The following is a 17186-nucleotide window of genomic DNA, read 5'->3' as shown; positions in this document are numbered from 1 at the left end:
GGCCGCAGCATCCGCATGAAACCCTCGACGTCGTCCACTCGCCCACCTCCCCGCAATGCACCGGCGAATGACACCACTGTAAGTACAGCGCTGACGTTCGCTGCGTGCAAGCCGGCTCTGCCGAACGAGTGAAGGCCCACGCGCGGGTGTTTGGATCGTTCGGGATGATGGGTACATGCCCGCGCTCACCCGTCGTGTCAGCCCGTGGTTCCTGCTCCTCGTCGGCATCACCGTGCTCGGTGCCGTGCTGGCGGCGGCCGCGGTCCCGGTGCGGTCCGAGGCGCTGGCGATCTTCGGGATCTTCGTCGTCGTGCTCGCCGGCTGGGTCGTGTCGCTGTGCCTGCACGAGTTCGGGCACGCGATCACGGCGTACCGCGGTGGCGACACCTCGGTGGCGCTGAAGGGGTACCTCACCCTCGACGTCCGCCGGTACACCGATCCCGGGTTGTCGCTGGTCCTGCCGCTGATCATCCTGCTGATCGGGGGCCTCCCGCTGCCCGGCGGCGCGGTGTGGATCAACCAGTGGGCACTGCGCTCGCGCGGGTGGCGCACGGCGGTGTCGCTGGCGGGCCCGGCCGCGAACCTCGTGGTCGGCGCGGTGTTGATCATCACGGTCGCGCTGTTCCCGTCGCTGCCCACGCCCGTCGGCGCCGGCCTGTCCGCGCTCGCGCTGTTCCAGATCGTCGCGTTCGTGCTGAACATGCTCCCGGTGCCCGGGCTGGACGGGTGGGGCGCGATCGAGCCCTACCTGTCGGTGCCCGCGCAGCGCTTCGGTGAGCGGGTCCGGCCGTGGGCGCCGCTGGCGCTGCTGGCGGTCCTGCTGTTCGTGCCGGGGATCAGCACCTTCTTCTTCGCCGCCACCCAGATCCTGTACTCGGTGGTGGGCGGCGACTCCCAGCTCGCGGGCCAGGGGTTCCGGGCGCTCTTCTTCTGGCGCTACCTGTAGCCGGCGGTCGCCGCGGCGACCATCGCGGGGACCGTGTCGCTGCCGTCGGGCAGCGCGTCGACCGGCCACCAGCGCAGGTCGAGCGACTCGTCGCTGATCCGGGCGCGGGCACCGGCGGGCGCACGGACGAGGTACCGCACGTCGAGGTGCCGGGTGGGTACCCCGAGCGAGCAGGTGACCGGGTGGACGTCGACGTGCAGCGGCTGCCCGGCGATCTCCAGGCCCTCGATGCCGGACTCCTCGGTGGCCTCCCGCAGGGCCGCGGCGCGCAGCGAGGCGTCGCCGGGCTCGCAGTGGCCGCCGAGCTGGATCCAGCGGCCCACCCGCGGGTGCAGGGTGAGCAGCGTGCGCTCGCCCGCCGCGTCGAGCACCAGCGCGGACGCCGTCAGGTGACCGGGCACGCACGAGCGGTCGCAGGCGTCGTCCGGGCGGGCGTCCAGGAAGGCCAGCAACGCGTGCTGCAACGCCCGCTGTGCCTCGCCGGGCGGGTCCCACGCCTCCAGCTCGCGGGCCGCCGTCGCCGCAGCTACCACAGCTCCACCAGCCCGCCCGCCGGATCGCGCGGATCGCGCGGGGCGGGGGGCTCGTGCGGCACTCCCACGGCGACCGCGCCGAGCGGCACCCAGTCCGCGGGCAGGTCGAGCGCCGCACGCACCGTGTCCGGCGCGAAGATCGTCGAGCCGACCCAGCACGACGCCAGGCCCTCCGCGGCCAGCGCCACCAGCAGCGCCTGCACCGCGGCCCCGCCGGCGACGGTGAACATGTCGCGCTCGGCGGCGTCGCGGGCGTCCGTGCCGTCGTCGGAGTAGGAGTGCATCCCCTCCCCGGTCCGGAACGCCAGCACCAGCTCCGGGGCCCGGTGCAGCAGGTCCCCGCGGGCGAGGCGGCGCTCGATCTCGTCGGCCGGGCGCCCGTCGGCGGCCAGGTCGGCCCGCCACCGCTCGCGCATCGCGTCCAGCACGGCGGCGCGGCGGCCGGGGGCGCGCAGCCACACGAACCGGAACGGGGTGCTGTGGTGCGGGGCGGGCGCGGTGAGCGCGGTGCCCACGGCCCGCCGGAGCGCGGCCGGGTCGACGGGCTCGTCGGAGAAGGCGCGGGTGCTGCGGCGCAGCAGGACCGCCTCGCGGCGGCCGCGGGCGATCGCCTCCTCCGTCCCGAGCCAGAACAGGTCCTCGGCGACGGGGCGGATCAGGTCGCGGGCGGCGCTGCCGTCGTCGTCGAGGGCCATGCCGCGCACGACGGCGACGGGCAGCGCCCCGAGCTTGCCCTTCACCAGGTCCGCCGCGGCGGCGATCTCGTCGGCGAGCGCGATCTCGGTGACCAGCAGGTCGTTGCCCTGGGCGTCGACGGCGCCGCCGTAGCGGTGCAGCACCGGGATCCCGGCGGACCCGATCGCGACGTCGGTCTGCCCGATCCTCCAGGTCCGCCCGAGGGTGTCGGTGACGACGACGCCGACATCGACCCCGAGGCGCTCCCGCAGCCCGGCGCGCAGGCCCGCGGCGCTCGCGTCCGGGTCGGCGGGCAGCAGTGCGAGCTCGTCGCGGCGCACGTTGGAGCCGTCGATCCCGGCGGCGGCCTGCACGATCCCGAGCTTCCCGGCAACGATCAGCGTCTTCCCGCGCCTGGCCAGGATCCGCTCGGTCTCGGCGTCGATCAGGCGGCGGCGCAGCGCGTCGCGCTCCTCGTCGTCGGTCGGGGCCGGGACGAGCCTGCCCTCCACCTTGGAGAAGACCTTCGAGGTCACGACGACGACGTCGCCGTCGCGCAGCCAGTCCGCAGCGCCGGCCAGCGCGACGGTCAGGTCGTCGCCGGGCCGGAACTCGGGCAGCCCGGGTACCGGGAGGACCTGCAGCGAGTCCGACGCGTGGTCGGGGAACGGGTCAGCCGGCACGCACACCCGCCAGGTCGAACGCGGCCCGCGCCATCGCGGCGGTGGCGTCGTGGTCGGTCATCAGCAGCGGCACCTCGCGGACGGTCGCGCCGGGCACGGTCGCCGTGTCGCCAGAGTGCACCAGCCACCCGTCGAGCAGGCCGCCCTCGCCGCGGCCGCCGTAGTGCCGGCCCACGCCCTCGGCCGAGGTCTCGACGCCGATCGCGGACAGGCAGGCGTCGGCCATCCCGCGCACCGGCCGCCCGCCGACGATCGGGGACACGCCCACGACCGGGGCGGGCGTCGCGGCCAGCACCTGGGCCACCCCGGGGACCGACACGATCGTGCCGATCGAGACGACCGGGTTCGACGGCGCGACCAGCACCACGTCGGCCTCGGCGATCGAGGCGCGGGCGTCGGGCAGGATCCCGGCCTGGTCCGCGCCGACCGAGGCGAAGCGGTGCGCCTTCGGCGCCGCCCGGTGCTTGATCCACCACTCCTGGAAGTGGATCGCGACCTGGGGCGGGGTCTCGTCGCCGTCGCCGGGCTCGGGGTTGTCGACGACGACGTGCGTCTCGACGCGGTCGTCGGAGGCGGGCAGCAGCCGCACACCGGGCTGCCAGCGGTGGCACAGCGCCTCGGTGACCTGCGACAACGGGTATCCGGCGCGGAGCATCCGGGTGCGCACCAGGTGCGTCGCGACGTCACGGTCGCCGAGCCCGAACCAGGTCGGCTCCGCCTCGTAGGCCTCGAGCTCGGCCTTCACCGACCACGTCTCGCCGGACCGGCCCCAGCCCTTCTCGACGTCGATGCCGCCGCCGAGGGTGTACATGCAGGTGTCGAGGTCCGGGCAGACGCGCAGGCCGTGCAGCCAGATGTCGTCGCCGACGTTGACCACGGCGTCGACCGAGTGCGGATGATCCTCCGGGGCGGGACCGACCGGGGGCAGCCCGAGGGCGGCCTTGACCCCTTGCAGGAACCGGGCCCCACCGACCCCGCCGACCAGAACGGTGACCTTCACGGATCCAGACCCTACGACGGTCACATCGCGCGGTAGTCGCGCGGGGAGAAGCGGGGCCCGAACCGGGGACGCCGGAACCCCGACGCCTCGATGTAGCGGACCGCGCGCTGTCGCTGCGGCGCGTAGGGCGCGAGGACCTCGAGGAGGCCCGCGTCGTCGAGGTCGTGGCCGAGCAGCGCCCAGCCGACGGTGTTCGGGACGTGGAAGTCGCCGAAGCTGACCGCGTCGGGGTCGCCCCAGGCCCGCTGGGCGATCTCGGCGGCGGTCCAGACGCCGATCCCGCGGACCCGGCGCAGCAGCACCCGGCCCGCCTCGCCGCGCAGCCCGGCGGCGTCCTCCAGCCGGTGCGCGACGACGGCGGCGTGCAGGATCGCCGAGCGGCGCGCGTGGTCGACGCCCGCCCGGTGCCACTGCCAGACCGGGATGTCGCGCACCTGCGCGGGCGTCGGCGGCACCCGCATCCCGGCCGGGACGACCCCGGACGGCCCGGGGGCCGGGTCGCCGTGGCGCCACGCCAGCTCGCGGAACGAGCGGTGTGCCTCGGTGCCGGTGACCTTCTGTTCCAGCACGGCGGGCAGCAGCGTGTCCCACACCCGCCCGGACGAGCCGAGCCGCAACCCCGGCCGGCGGCGGACGGCGTCGGCGACGAGCGGGTGGTACGCCTCGAACGACGACGGGTCGTCGTCGGCCCCCAGCAGCGACGGCAGCCGGTCGAGCTCCCAGGCCGCGCCCGGTCCCCAGCCGGTGGCCCGGACGGTGCCGTGCTCGCCGCCGTCCGCGCGGCGCCGGACCGCGACGGTGGCGGGACCGTCGGGGGTCGTCGAGACCCGCCAGATCACCGCGCCGTCGCCCGCGGTGCGCCAGGTCGGGTCGCCCCGGCCCCGGCGCAGCGGGGACAGCACGCCGTACAGGTCGAGCACGAACGGCGGGCGCCACTCGCGGTCGAGCACGGCGTCACACGTCCGGGGAGAACCGGATCCCGTGCGGCGGCAGCGACACGTCCGGCCAGACCCGCATGTTGTTGCGCAGCTCGCAGTGCGCCCCGATCACCGCGCGGTCCCCGACCACGGTGTCGCGGATGCTGGCGCCCTCCTCGACGACGGCGCCCGCGCCGATCACCGAGTTCTCGACGACCGCGCCGCCGGCGACGACCGCGCCGTCGAACAGCATCGAGCCCTCGACCTTCGCGCCGGAGCCGATCCGGGCGCCGCGGCCGACGGTGGAGCCGCCGAACACGAACGCGTCGGACGCCACCTCGGCACCGTCGAGGATCATCGCCTCGCCGGTCGGCCCGGGCAGCGCCGCGGACGGTGCGACCCCGCGGACCAGGTCGGCCGAGCCGTGCACCAGGTCGCCGGGGGTGCCCATGTCCCGCCAGTACGCGACGTCGACGTGCCCCTGCACGTGCGCCCCGGAGGCGAGGAGGTCCGGGAACGTCTCGCGCTCCACCGACACCGGTCGTCCCTCGGGGATGGAGTCGATCACCTCGCGCCGGAAGACGTAGCACCCGGCGTTGATCTGGTCGGTCGGCGGGTCCTCGGTCTTCTCGAGGAACTCCAGCACGCGGCCGCTCGCGTCGGTCGGCACGCAGCCGAACGCACGCGGGTTCTGCACCCGCACCAGGTGCAGCGTCACGTCGGCCCGCGAGTCCCGGTGGGTCGCGGCGACGGCGTTCAGGTCGGTCCCGGCCAGCACGTCCCCGTTGAAGATCATCACGTGCTCGGCGGAGAGCTTCCCGGCGACGTTGCGGATCCCGCCGCCGGTGCCCAGCGGCTCGGTCTCCGTCACGTAGGTCAGGTCCAGACCGAGCGCGGAGCCGTCACCGAAGTGCTCCTCGAAGGTCTCGGCCAGGTAGCTGGTGCCCAGCACGGCCCGCCGGATCCCCGACTCGCGGATCCGGGACAGCAGGTGTGCCAGGAACGGCACCCCCGCCGTGGGCAGCATCGGCTTGGGCGCCGACAGGGTCAGTGGCCGCAGCCGGGTGCCCTTGCCCCCGACAAGTACGACCGCCTCGACGTCCTGCAACGCGGTTCCCCCTCTGGTGTTCTCGTCACGCCCGGGTCAGTTGCCGCCCCGGGACGCCAGGCCCGACCGGACGGCCAGGCCCGCCCTGAACGCGGCGCGCAGCGGTGCGCGGAGCGGACCGGGGTGCCGGTCCGCGAGATAGCGGTAGGCGCTGCGGTGGTGCTCGGCGAGCATCCGCGCCGACACCTCCGGCTTGCCGGTGGACACCCCGCCGACGTGCACGACCTCCGACGAGGGTACGTAGACGTTGCGCCACCCGGCGACACCGAGGCGTTCGCCGAGGTCGACGTCCTCGAAGTACATGAAGTAGCGCGGGTCGAACCCGTCGACCGAGTCGAACGCGGCCCGCCGCAGCAGCAGGCACGAGCCGGACAGCCAGCCGGCGTCGCGCTCGGAGACGTCCTCCCGGGACCGGCGGTAGGCGACCGACCACGGGTTGCCCGGCCAGACCGGGCCGAGCGCGGCGTGCCCGGCCCCGGCCGCGAGCGACGGGACCTCGCGGGCCGACGGGTAGACCTCACCGGACGGCTCACGGATCAGCGGGCCCAGGGAGCCCGCCCGCGGGTGCCGGCGCCCGGCCTCCAGCAGCACGTCCAGCGACCCGGGGCCCCACTCCAGGTCCGGGTTCGCGACGACCACCCAGCCGAAGCGCCCGTCGAGCGAGGCGACACCACGGTTCGCGGCGGCGCCGTAGCCGACGTTCTCGCCGATCGGCAGGAACGTGACGTCGTCGCGCTCGCGGGCCGCGCGCTCCGGCGCGCCGTCGACCGAGCCGTTGTCCGCCAGCACCACCGGGACACCGGTCCGGCCGGTCGCACCGGCGAGCGAGTCGAGGAAGGTGTCGAGGGTGCGGCCCGGCGAGTAGGTCACGGTGACGACGGCGACGTCGTCGCCGTAGGTCGGTCCGTCCACCTGCACGTGCTGCTCCCCGCCGTCCTGCACGACCCGAACGCTAGCGAGACCGGGAGGCCGCCGGTCCGGCGGGACCGGCGGCGACCGCCCGTTCGCGGCCGCGAACGTCACACGCCGTGTCCGGCCACCGTACTGCGACACCTCATCCCTAACGTGTCCGGGCCTCCGAGCAGGGACGACGGTGCTGGACGCAGCGTCACCCTCAAGGTGGTGCGGGGTACAGCGACCGGGCGACCGTGCCGACACGCACTCCCCGAGGGACCGCGGCGGCCCGTCCGATGCTGCACCCTGGGTCCTGCGGGGTCCTGATCATCCGGACCTGCGGGGGCTCCCGGCCGTGACGAGACGGCCTCCGGCTCCGAGAGGAACACCACCATCGACGACGGCCCCCCGGGGCCCGGACGACCCGAGGGGAGGCGCGCGTGGGCGAGCCGTGGGAGTCCCGTACCCGCCCGTCGTCGGCCGCACGGGCCGCCGCCCGCCGGGCCTCGCGCCCCCCGGCTCCCGGGAACCACCCGCCGTACCCGGCCCGATCCACCGGGCCGGACCGGCGCTCGTCCGCGGGCCGGCGCTGGCTGCGCCGGTTCCAGGTGACCGTCGCGACGCTGTCCGTGCTCACCGTGCTCGCCACGGGCGGGGTCTGGGCCCTGTACCGCGACGTGACCGGTGGCATCACCACCAGCAACCTGCTCTTCGGCGGCTCGTCCGGCGGCGAGCAGAACATCCTGCTGGTCGGTGTGGACAGCCGGACCGACGCCCAGGGCAACCCGCTGCCCGACGAGATCCTGGCCGAGCTGCGCAGCGGCGCCGAGTCGGGCGTCCTGAACTCGGACACGATCATCCTCGTCCACGTCCCGGACGACGGCGGCAGCGCGACCGCGTTCTCGATCCCGCGCGACTCCGAGGTGCAGATCCCCGGGATCGGCCGCAACAAGGTCAACGCCGCGTACCCGCAGATCAAGGCCCAGACCGCGTCCCGGCTGTCCGGCGAGGGCGTGACCGACCCGAAGCGGATCGACCAGGAGTCGTCCCAGGCCGGGCGGCAGGCGCTGATCGAGACGGTGCAGAACCTGACCGGGCTGGGCATCGACCACTACGCCGAGGTCAACCTGCTCGGCTTCTACAACCTCACCCAGGCGATCGGCGGCGTCGAGGTCTGCCTCAAGGCCCCGGTCTCCGACACCTTCTCCGGCGCCGACTTCCCGGCAGGCCCGCAGACGATCTCCGGCGGCGACGCGCTGGCGTTCGTCCGGCAGCGGCACGGGCTCGCCGGGGGCGACCTGTCCCGGATCAACCGGCAGCAGGTGTTCCTGGCCTCGGTCGCGAACAAGGTGCTGTCGTCGGGCACGCTCACCGACCCGGCGAAGCTCGGCGCGCTGATCGACGTCGTGCAGCAGGCCGTGGTCATCGACAGCGGGTGGGACATCCTCGCGTTCGCCCGGGAGGCGTCCCAGATCGCCGCCGGGAAGATGGACTTCCTGACGATCCCCACCGGCGGCCCGGAGGACTCCTCCTCCGGCGACGTCCTCAGCGTCGACCCGCGGCAGGTGCAGGACTTCGTCGCCCGGCACACCGAACCGCCCGAGGACCCCGCACCCGCCGCGGAGGAGAGCGACACGGGCGCGGCGCCGCCGCCCACCCCCGTGGTCGCCGACGTCGGCAACGGGTCCGGCACGACCGGTCTCGCCGCGCAGGTGGCCGGGACCCTCGGGCAGAACGGCATCACCCCCGGCGCCGTCGGGAACGCGCCGGACCGGACCACCTCGGTCGTCCGCTACAGCCAGGCCGACGGCGACGCCGCGGCCCGCCGGGTCGCCGAGGCGCTCGGCGGGATCGGTGTCGAGCAGTCCGACGCCGTCGGCCAGGGCCGGGTGCAGGTGCTGATCGGCACCGACTTCGACCAGCAGGGCGGCGGCGGCTCCGCGGCCGGCGGGGGCGGCGCTCCCGCGTCGTCCGGGGCGCCGTCGACACCGCCGATCACCGCGGGCGGGGTGCCCTGCATCGACTGAGCGCCCGGGTAGCGTCGGGCCACGATGACCACCGTGTTCGGCTCCGGCCTGTTCCTCACCGACGCCCTGCTCGGCCCCGCGCTCGGGGCCACCGCGGCGCGACCGCTGTTCACCCACTACGACGACGCCACCGGTGAGCGGATGGAGCTGTCGGGCACGACCACCGCGAACTGGACGGCGAAGGCGGCCAACCTGCTGCGCGACGAGTGCGACGCCGAGCCCGGGACCCGGGTCGCGGTGCTGCTGCCTGCGCACTGGCAGACGGCGGCGTCGCTGCTCGCGCTGTGGTCGTGCGGCGCGGAGCTGGTCGGGGACCCGACGTCGGCGGACCTGGTGCTCGCCGACGCGGCCCGCCTCGACGTCGCGCTCGCGGCCGGTGCCGGGACCGTCGTCGCGTTCTCCCTCGACGCGTTCGGCCGCGGCCTGACCGACCTCCCGTCCGGCACGATCGACTTCGCCTCCGAGGTCCGTGTGCACGGCGACGACTTCGTGCCGTGGGACCCGGTCGACGGTTCGGCCCCCGCCTGGGACGGCGCGACGGGCACCGAGGTCCTCGACGCCGCCCGCGCCCGCGCCGGCGAGCTGGGGATCGGCGGGGGCGCCCGGGTGCTGTCGACCGCGGCCTGGGACTCGCCGGACGGCCTCCGCGACGGGCTGCTCGCCGTCCTGGCCGGCGGGGGGTCGCTGGTGCAGGTCGTGAACCCGTCCGACGACGCCGGGGTGCTCGACCGCCGCGCGGAGACCGAGCGCTGCACGGCGCGGCTGGGCTGACGCGTCGTCCCTGGTGTGAGGGCCGATCGGGCGTCGTGAGACGCTGGTCGACCGTGAACGCCACACCCTCCCCCGCGCCCGGTACCCGGGTGAGCGCCCGGGACGTCGACGACGCGGCGGCCCGACTGCACGCCGTGATCGGCCCGACCCCGCTGCAGCTCAACCCGAGGCTGTCCGACGCGCTCGGCGGCGAGGTCTGGGTCAAGCGCGAGGACCTGCAGCCGGTCCGCTCCTACAAGATCCGCGGCGCGTACAACCTGATCGCCCAGTTGCCCGAGGCCGACCGTGCCGCGGGCGTCGTGTGCGCCAGCGCGGGGAACCACGCCCAGGGCGTCGCGTTCGCCTGCCAGCGGCTCGGCGTCCGCGGGCGGGTGTACCTGCCGGGCACCACGCCGCGGCAGAAGCGCGACCGGGTCGCCCGGCTCGGCCGCGACGCCGTCGAGATCCGGGTGGTCGGCAACACCTACGACGAGGCCGCCGCCGCGGCCCGCGCCGACGCCGCCTCCACGGGTGCGACCCAGGTCCCCGCGTTCGACGACCCGCGCACCGTCGCGGGCCAGGGCACGATCGCCCGCGAGGTCCTGGCCCAGCTGGCCGACCCGCCGGACGTGCTGGTCGTGCCCGTCGGCGGCGGGGGCCTGCTCGCCGGGGCGATCACCTACCTGCGCGAGCACGCGCCGTCGACGCGGATCGTCGGCGTCGAGCCGGCGGGCGCGGCGAGCATGGCCGCCGCGGTCGGCGCGGGCGAGCCGGTGGAGCTGGACGCGCTGGACCCGTTCGTCGACGGCGCCGCGGTGCGCAAGGTCGGCGCGGCGACCTTCGAGGTGGTCCGCGACTCGGACGTCGAGCTGCTGGCCGTGCCCGAGGGCCGCATCTGTGTCGAGATGCTGGCGCTCTACCAGTCCGACGGCATCATCGCCGAGCCCGCCGGGGCGCTCTCCCCGGCCGCGCTGGACATGCTCGACATCCCGCGGAACGCGACCACGGTCTGTCTGCTCTCCGGCGGGAACAACGACGTCAGCCGGTACGCCGACATCGTCGAGCGGGCGCTGGTCTTCGAGGGTCGCAAGCACTACTTCCTCGTCGACTTCCCGCAGGAGCCCGGTGCCCTGCGACGGTTCCTCGACGACGTCCTCGGCCCGGACGACGACATCACCCTGTTCGAGTACACCAAGCGCTCCAACCGGGAGACCGGGCCGGCACTGGTGGGCATCGAGCTCGGGGCGCCCGAGGACCTCACCGCGCTCCTCAAGCGGATGGACGAGGCCCCGCCGCACATCGAGCCGATCCCACCGGACAGCCCGCTGTTCGGATTCCTCCTCTGACCTCGCGGTAGCGGGGCGGCTCATCCGGGCGCCCGGTAGGTGTGCCCGGTCGGGGTCGTGGTCCGCACGCCACCGTCGGGGCCGCGGGCGACGCGCCACCCGGCCTGCTCCCGGACGTGGTTGTGGAACTCGCACACCCCGCGCCCGTTGTCGAGCTCGGTCGCCCCGCCCTCGGCATCACGGTGGACATGGTCGATATGGCGCACCGGGGCATCGCAGTACGGCTCGGTGCACCGGTTCCCCGCCCGCGCCCGCACCAGGCGCGCCAGCAGCCCGGTGAAGGTGCGCTGCCGCGAGTCACCACCGATCACGACACCGTCGGAGGTGACCAGGCGGCGCAGGGTCTTCCTCCCCTCGCCCGTGGCGAGGAGTTCGACCGGGACCGGGCCGTGGCCGGGGATCTCCGCCGGGAGCGGCGAGTCCGGGTCGAGCAGCGCCTCGATCGGCACCACGACCTGGACCTCGACACCCACATCGGTCGCCATCGCCTGTCCGGTGAGGCGCTCGACCAGGGCGTCGGCCATGACCTGACCACGAGTCCGGGTCGACGGTGCCGGGTCCACCGACACCTCGGTGAACGCCTTGTTCAGAGCGGCGAGGCAGGCCACGCCCTGTTCGACCGGGAGATACGCGGTCAGGAAGGTCATCGCATCCGGCGCCGGACGCAGGGTCACGCGCCGTTCCGCCCGTGCGGACTCCACGCGGGCGAGGAACTTCTCCGGTGCGACCTCGGCGGCGAACCGGCGTGCGAGATACCGCAACCGGCCCAGACCGAGCCTGGTCAGATCGTGCGCAGCCAGACGAACATCCACCGCGGCACGTTCAGCACGGTCCAGACCCGAACACGCGGCCACCACCACCGCCACCTTCGCCGCGCTCAACTCACCGGCCCCGAACAGCCCACGGACATGATCGAGACCGTCGTGCAGGTCACGGGCCGTACTCACCCGTCGGCGCGCCTCGGTCGGCGAGACCCGGCAGGCCAACCCGACCTGGGCCACCACTCCGCGCTGCAACCGATCCGGATCCGTCCGCCCGGCCGCGATGCCGTTCTCCACATGGAGCCGGGCGAACGCCCGCACCCGGGTCGCCTGGAGCGCGGCCAGGGAGTGCTGCACGGATTCGAGCTGCTGGATCTGATCGATCAACTCCGCCTCGGACACACCGGACAGGTCGTCGTGCGCGGCCTGCTCCACCGCCAGCTGCACCAGCGCCAGATCGACCTGAGGGAACCCCGGATCCCCGACCGGGAGGCTGGTGCGTGGGGGTTCCTGGACCGCGGTCATGCAGTCGAAGGTACTCGACCATATGTTCGATCCGCTAGTAATCGTTCGCGATAGCAAACCCCTGACCAGCACGGGAGGCCGCGCCCCGGCACCACCACAGCGACGGCCGGACACCGAACGACCCGACGTCGCGCAGGCGCAACACCCGGGTAACGGGCGCGATCTAGCGTCGGCTCCGTGCCCGAGATGATGTTCGACGTCCGCTGGCCGGACGGCACCGAGGTCAGCTACTACTCGCCGTCACTGGTCGTCGAGGAACACCTCGCGACCGGCACGGCGTACCCGGTGGCGGACTTCGTCTCCCGCAGCCGGACCTGCATGGAGATCGCCGACTCGCGGGTCCGGGCGAAGTACGGCTTCGGCTGCGCACAGTCCGCCCGCACGATGGCCCTCATCTCCGCGGCCGCACGGCGGTTCGCCCCGACCGACGAGGTGCGGGTGGAGACCTTCCGCCGGTAGCGGGTCAGCTGGTCGCCGCCGTCCGACGTGCGGCGACCGACCAGGACATCGCCGTGCGCAGCCCCGGGAGCTCCCGGTCGACCCGCTCGTTCAGCGCCCGGACGGCGGGCTTGTGCGCCCGCAGCTCCCGGCGCCGGAAGACGGTCCGGACGTTTCCCTCGTCGGCGAGCACCGCCAGGACGGCGTCCCCGATCGGGACGGCGCCGGGGTCTTCCCCGCCCAGCACCGCGTCCCGCACGCGGTCCCGCAGCTCCTGCACCGGCCCGCGGTCGGGCACCTCGATCCGGCGCGCGGGGACGACGAGCAGGACGCGGCGGCGCTCCGCCGTGATCGTCCCGGTGGCGACGAGCGATTCCCGGACGGCGCGCTCGGCCGTGTGCCAGTGGTGGTCCACGACGCCGAACCAACGGCGCGGACGGTCCGGCCGGACGGAGTCGAGCACCTCGGCGAGGAACGGGTCGAGCCCGCCCGGCGCCGGCCCCGGGGCGCGCTCCGCCTTCCCGTCACGGTCGCGGAGCAGGCCGGCGATGCGCAGGTCGGCGACGGCGGCGGCACGCAGCAGTGATCCCCGCACCAGCGCGCTGTCGTCGTCCAGCCTGGACTTCGCGGGCACGTGGCTGAGCAGGTACAGCTCGTGGGGCAGCGGAAGCGTCGAGGACATGCCGGGCTCCTCCGGGTCGCGGACTCGGGCGGTCGCGACACAGCAGACACCCGGCCGTTGCGGCACGGTCCAGACGTCGGACGGTGACCCGGGACACGCCGACACCCGGCAGTTCCCGGCTCGCCGGTGACGTGGGTCACGTACACCGGCTCCGGCTTGAGTGTGCCGTAACGGCAGGGCCTTTCCTTGTCACCACACCCCGACCGAGGAGTAATCGTGACCACGGACGAGCACACCGACCGCAGCAAGCCGACCCTGCTCGACCAGATGGGTGGCCCCGCCGGCTTCGTCTACTCGACGATCCCCGTGGTCGTCTTCGTGACGGCCAACGCGTTCCTGTCCCTGCCGCTGACGATCGGGATCTCGGTCGCGGTGGGACTGGGCCTGTTCGCGTTCCGGATGGTCCGCGGCGAGAAGTTCGCGTCCGCGATCGGGAGCCTGCTCGGCGTCGCCGTCGCAGCGGGGCTCGTCGCCTGGACCGGCAACGCACGGGACTTCTTCGTGATCGGCATCTGGGCCTCGCTGGCCGGATTCGTCGTCACGCTCGGGTCGCTGCTGGCCCGCCGCCCGCTGACCGGTGTCATCTGGAACGCCGTGCACGGCGGGAAGCACGCCTGGCGGGAGAACCGCACCGTGCTGCGCGCCCACGACCTCGCGACCGCCGCCGCCGTGCTCGTGTTCGGGTCGCGCTTCGCGATCCAGCAGTGGCTCTACGTCGCCGAGGAGACCGGTGGGCTGGGCATCGCCCGGGTCGTCATGGGCACCCCGCTGACCATCCTCGCGGCGCTCGTCGTGGTGTGGGCGTTCCGCCGCAGCAGCAAGGCACTCCTGCACTGAGTCCCGCACCACCGACGAAGGAGCCCGCCATGGCCCTGCCCGACCGGATCGCCGTCGCGGACATGCTGCGCCCGCCGGAGCGCACCGCGGCCACGATCTCCCCGGACGGCACCCGCATCGCCTACCTCGCCCCCTGGAAGGGCCGGCTGAACGTCTGGGTGTCCGACGTCGACGGCGGCACCGAACCGCGTTGCGTCACCGCCGACGAGACCCGCACCGTCCAGCGCTACCACTGGAGCGACGACCCGCGCTGGCTGCTCTACCTGCAGGACGACGGTGGCGACGAGAACTGGCACGTCCACCGGGTCGACCTCGACGACGCCGACGCCCCCGCCGTCGACCTCACCCCGTACCCCGGGGCGACGGCGGTGGGCCTGGAGCTGCGGCCCGGCCGCCCCGGGCAGGCGGTCCTGCAGCTCAACGCCCGCGTCCCCACCGAGTTCGACCTGTGCGAGCTCGACATCGCCTCCGGCGAGCTGACGGTGCTCGCCGAGAGCCCCGGCCCCGGCTCCGGGTGGCTGCTCGCCGGCGACACGCTGCTGCGCGAGACCCTGACCGCGGACGGCACGGCGGAGCTCTGGCGGGACGACGAGCGGATCGCGACGTTCGACGGTGACGCCTACCCGGTGGGCGTCTTCCCGAACGAGCCCACGCCGGACGGCACCGGCCTCTGGTTCGGCTCCTACCGGGGCACCGACCACCTGCACCTCGCGCGGCTCGACCTGCGCACCGGTGAGGAGACCGAGGTCGACCGGCACCCGTCGTGCGACGTCGACACCCGCTCCCAGGTCTTCCCGAACCTGCCGTCGCCACTGATCCGGGACCGGGGCACCGGGGAGCTGCTCGGCGTGCGCTACCTCGGCGTGCGCCAGCACACCCGCGCGCTCGACCCGCGGTTCGCCGACGTGCTCGCCGCGCTGGAGGACCTCTGCGACGGCGACCTCTCCGCCGTCTCCGGCGACGTCGGCGGCACCCGCTGGGTCGCCACGTTCCTGCACGACCGCGACCCGCAGACCTGGTTCTACGACCACGCCACCGGCGAGCGACGGCTGCTGTTCCACACCCGCGGGGACCTCGACCCGGACACGCTGGCCCCCATGACCCCGGTGACGGTCACCGCCCGGGACGGGCGGGAGCTGCCGTCGTACCTGACCCTGCCCGTCGGCGTCGCACCGGCCGGGCTGCCGCTGGTCCTGATGCCGCACGGCGGGCCGTGGGCCCGGGACCGGTGGGGCTTCGACGCGAGCGTCCAGCTGTGGGCCAACCGCGGCTACGCGGTGCTGCAGCCGCAGTTCCGCGGCTCCGCGGGCTTCGGGCGCGCACACATGGAGGCCGGTGTCGGCGAGCTCGCCGGCGCGATGCACGACGACCTGATCGACGCCGTCGACTGGGCGGTGGCTCAGGGGTACGCCGATCCCGGCCGGATCGCGATGTTCGGCGGGTCCTACGGCGGCTACGCCACGCTCGTCGGCGTCTCCTTCACCCCGGACCGGTTCGCCGCGGCCGTCTCCTACGTCGGCATCTCGAACCTGGCGAACTTCATGCGCACCGTTCCCGAGTTCGCGAAGCCCGGCCTGGTCAACAACTGGTACCGCTACGTCGGCGACCCCGCGGACCCGGAGCAGGAGGCGGACATGCTGGCCCGCTCGCCGATCACCCGGGCCGACGACATCCGCACCCCGCTGATGGTCGTGCAGGGCGCGAACGACGTCCGCGTCGTGCGGGCCGAGTCGGACACGATGGTCGCCGCGCTCCGCGGGCGCGGGGTCGACGTCGAGTACCTGGTGTTCGACGACGAGGGCCACTTCATCGTCGACCCCGGGAACCTGCTGACGATGTTCGAGACGGCGGACCGGTTCCTCGCCGAGCACCTGGCTAACGGCCGTCACCCGTAGCGGTGGCGGGTTCCCGGGGGCGCAGCACGGCGTGCAGCACCAGCCCGGCGACCAGCCCCCAGAACGCCGCCCCGATCCCGGCGACGACCGTGCCCGACGCCGCGACCAGGAACGTCGCGATCGGCGGCACCCGGGCCACCGGGTCCGTCCGGGTCGTGGTCAGCGCCGAGGCGAGCGCGGCGGCGAACGTCCCGAGCAGCGCCAGCCCCGCCACCGCCTCGATCACCCCGGGCGGGGCGGCGGTGACCAGCGCCGCGAGGGTCGTCGCGACCGGTGCGAGCAGCAGCGACGTCCAGCCCGTGGCCTGCGCGGCGATCCAGCGCCGGGCGGGATCGGAGTGGGCCTCCGGCGAGGCGGGCAGCGCGGCGGTGATCGCCGCGAGGTTGACGGCGTGTCCGCCGGCCGGCGCCCCGGCGACGGTCCCGGCGCCGGTCAGCACCATCGCGTACCGCCACGGCACCTCGTAGCCCGCGGCGGACATCACCGCGACGCCCGGGACGTTCTGCGACGCCATCGTCACCACGTACAGCGGCAGCGCGACACCGACGACGGCCGCCACCTCGAAGGACGGGGCCGTGACCGCCAGGGCCGGGAGCTGCAGCCAGGCGGTCCCGTCCGCCGTCGCCACCACGATCACCAGCGCGAGCGAGAACGCGGCCGGCGAGGCCCAGCGCGGCGCGTACCGCTGCAGCACCACCCACACGACGACGATCGGCGCCACCAGGAGGGGCCGCTCCACCAGCGACCGCACCGGCGCCAGGCACAGCGGCAGCAGCACCCCCGCCAGCATCGCCTGCGCGAGCGGGGCGGGGATCGCGGCGACCAGCCGTCCGAGCCGGCCCCACAATCCGGTCAGCACGATCAGCACGCCGGTCACGAGGAACGCCCCGACGACGGCGGGCCAGCCCCCGGCGACCGGCCCGGCCGAGGCGAGCAGCGCCGCACCGGGCGTCGACCAGGCCACGGTCAGCGGGCGGCGGAACCGGCGGCTGAGCCAGACGGTGCCCACGCCCTGCAGCAGGGTGAGCGCGACCAGCCCGGACGCGGCCTGCCCCGGGTCCGCGCCCGCGCCGCGCAGCCCGGCGAGGACCACCGCGAAGGAGCTGGTGAAGCCGACGACGGCGGTGACGATCCCGACCGGCACGGGCCGGATCCACGAGCGTTCCACG

The 17186-nt window shown here is 74.6% G+C and carries 16 protein-coding genes; 7 read left to right on the top strand and 9 right to left on the bottom strand.

The annotated features are described in order from the left end of the window. Positions 1-175 precede the first annotated feature (175 nt). On the top strand, positions 176-946 hold the full coding sequence (locus AD017_RS18150; protein ID WP_010232845.1) for a site-2 protease family protein: 771 nt from the start codon (positions 176-178) through the stop codon (positions 944-946). Here AD017_RS18150 and AD017_RS18145 read toward each other — a convergent pair. From AD017_RS18145 to AD017_RS18120, 6 genes are read right to left on the bottom strand one after another with little or no spacing between them, the layout of a single operon-like run. After that, the gene (locus AD017_RS18145) at positions 937-1479 is read right to left on the bottom strand and encodes an NUDIX hydrolase (protein WP_010232847.1); all 543 of its coding nucleotides are present in this window, start codon (positions 1477-1479) and stop codon (positions 937-939) included. The genes AD017_RS18150 and AD017_RS18145 overlap by 10 nt on opposite strands. Continuing rightward, positions 1473-2837 carry a coenzyme F420-0:L-glutamate ligase gene (locus tag AD017_RS18140; protein ID WP_060574914.1) on the bottom strand — a complete coding sequence of 455 codons (1365 nt, stop codon included), beginning with the start codon at positions 2835-2837 and terminating at the stop codon, positions 1473-1475. The genes AD017_RS18145 and AD017_RS18140 overlap by 7 nt, the downstream gene beginning before the upstream one ends. Next, on the bottom strand, positions 2827-3837 hold the full coding sequence (cofD, locus tag AD017_RS18135) for a 2-phospho-L-lactate transferase (RefSeq protein ID WP_060574913.1): 1011 nt from the start codon (positions 3835-3837) through the stop codon (positions 2827-2829). Before cofD ends, AD017_RS18140 begins: the two co-directional genes overlap by 11 nt. 20 nt (positions 3838-3857) lie before the next feature. Further along, complete coding sequence (locus tag AD017_RS18130) at positions 3858-4787, bottom strand: DNA-3-methyladenine glycosylase (protein ID WP_060574912.1); 930 nt, start codon at positions 4785-4787, stop codon at positions 3858-3860. Between the two features lie 4 nt (positions 4788-4791). Then, on the bottom strand, positions 4792-5862 hold the full coding sequence (locus AD017_RS18125) for a sugar phosphate nucleotidyltransferase (protein ID WP_010235131.1): 1071 nt from the start codon (positions 5860-5862) through the stop codon (positions 4792-4794). A 36-nt stretch (positions 5863-5898) separates the two neighbouring features. Then, complete coding sequence (locus AD017_RS18120; protein ID WP_050802461.1) at positions 5899-6804, bottom strand: glycosyltransferase family 2 protein; 906 nt, start codon at positions 6802-6804, stop codon at positions 5899-5901. Positions 6805-7196: 392 nt separating this feature from the next. Here AD017_RS18120 and AD017_RS18115 point away from each other — a divergent pair, with 392 nt between their 5' ends. From AD017_RS18115 to ilvA, 3 genes are all read left to right on the top strand, one after another. Beyond that, positions 7197-8783: an LCP family protein gene (locus tag AD017_RS18115; RefSeq protein ID WP_060574911.1), complete on the top strand. Its 1587-nt coding sequence runs from the start codon at positions 7197-7199 to the stop codon at positions 8781-8783. A 24-nt stretch (positions 8784-8807) separates the two neighbouring features. Beyond that, positions 8808-9554 carry a TIGR03089 family protein gene (locus AD017_RS18110; RefSeq protein WP_010225107.1) on the top strand — a complete coding sequence of 249 codons (747 nt, stop codon included), beginning with the start codon at positions 8808-8810 and terminating at the stop codon, positions 9552-9554. A gap of 89 nt (positions 9555-9643) precedes the next feature. Next, positions 9644-10879, top strand: coding sequence for a threonine ammonia-lyase IlvA (gene ilvA, locus AD017_RS18105; RefSeq protein WP_060574910.1), 1236 nt, complete (start codon positions 9644-9646; stop codon positions 10877-10879). Between the two features lie 20 nt (positions 10880-10899). Here ilvA and AD017_RS18100 read toward each other — a convergent pair whose 3' ends face one another. Continuing rightward, positions 10900-12165, bottom strand: coding sequence for an HNH endonuclease signature motif containing protein (locus AD017_RS18100; RefSeq protein ID WP_082539073.1), 1266 nt, complete (start codon positions 12163-12165; stop codon positions 10900-10902). A gap of 186 nt (positions 12166-12351) precedes the next feature. Between AD017_RS18100 and AD017_RS18095 the strand changes: the two genes are divergently transcribed. Further along, positions 12352-12624, top strand: coding sequence for an MSMEG_0570 family nitrogen starvation response protein (locus AD017_RS18095; RefSeq protein ID WP_227012855.1), 273 nt, complete (start codon positions 12352-12354; stop codon positions 12622-12624). A 4-nt stretch (positions 12625-12628) separates the two neighbouring features. On the opposite strand, the gene AD017_RS18090 is transcribed toward AD017_RS18095, so the two are convergent. After that, complete coding sequence (locus AD017_RS18090) at positions 12629-13285, bottom strand: GPP34 family phosphoprotein (protein WP_060574909.1); 657 nt, start codon at positions 13283-13285, stop codon at positions 12629-12631. Between the two features lie 216 nt (positions 13286-13501). On the opposite strand from AD017_RS18090, the gene AD017_RS18085 reads away from it, so the two are divergent. Both AD017_RS18085 and AD017_RS18080 read left to right on the top strand, forming a co-directional pair. Beyond that, complete coding sequence (locus tag AD017_RS18085) at positions 13502-14122, top strand: DUF3159 domain-containing protein (protein ID WP_010225117.1); 621 nt, start codon at positions 13502-13504, stop codon at positions 14120-14122. Between the two features lie 29 nt (positions 14123-14151). Next, entirely contained in the window at positions 14152-16017 is a 1866-nt protein-coding gene (locus tag AD017_RS18080) for a S9 family peptidase (protein ID WP_060574908.1), read from the top strand. Here the strand turns inward: AD017_RS18080 and AD017_RS18075 are convergent. After that, positions 15998-17185, bottom strand: coding sequence for a benzoate/H(+) symporter BenE family transporter (locus tag AD017_RS18075; protein WP_082398789.1), 1188 nt, complete (start codon positions 17183-17185; stop codon positions 15998-16000). The genes AD017_RS18080 and AD017_RS18075 overlap by 20 nt on opposite strands. Position 17186: the final 1 nt, after the last annotated feature.

The organism is Pseudonocardia sp. EC080619-01, assembly GCF_001420995.1.
Taxonomy (GTDB): Bacteria; Actinomycetota; Actinomycetes; order Mycobacteriales; family Pseudonocardiaceae; genus Pseudonocardia.
This window is presented reverse-complemented; position numbering and strand designations above follow the sequence as displayed.

Excerpts from the sequence above, each read along its gene's own strand:
- AD017_RS18100 (WP_082539073.1), bottom strand. The coding sequence starts at position 12,165 with ATGACCGCGGTCCAGGAACCCCCACGCACCAGCCTCCCGGTCGGGGAT.
- AD017_RS18095 (WP_227012855.1), top strand. The coding sequence starts at position 12,352 with ATGATGTTCGACGTCCGCTGGCCGGACGGCACCGAGGTCAGCTACTAC.
- AD017_RS18080 (WP_060574908.1), top strand. The coding sequence starts at position 14,152 with ATGGCCCTGCCCGACCGGATCGCCGTCGCGGACATGCTGCGCCCGCCG.
- AD017_RS18090 (WP_060574909.1), bottom strand. The coding sequence starts at position 13,285 with ATGTCCTCGACGCTTCCGCTGCCCCACGAGCTGTACCTGCTCAGCCAC.
- AD017_RS18110 (WP_010225107.1), top strand. The coding sequence starts at position 8,808 with ATGACCACCGTGTTCGGCTCCGGCCTGTTCCTCACCGACGCCCTGCTC.
- AD017_RS18150 (WP_010232845.1), top strand. The coding sequence starts at position 176 with ATGCCCGCGCTCACCCGTCGTGTCAGCCCGTGGTTCCTGCTCCTCGTC.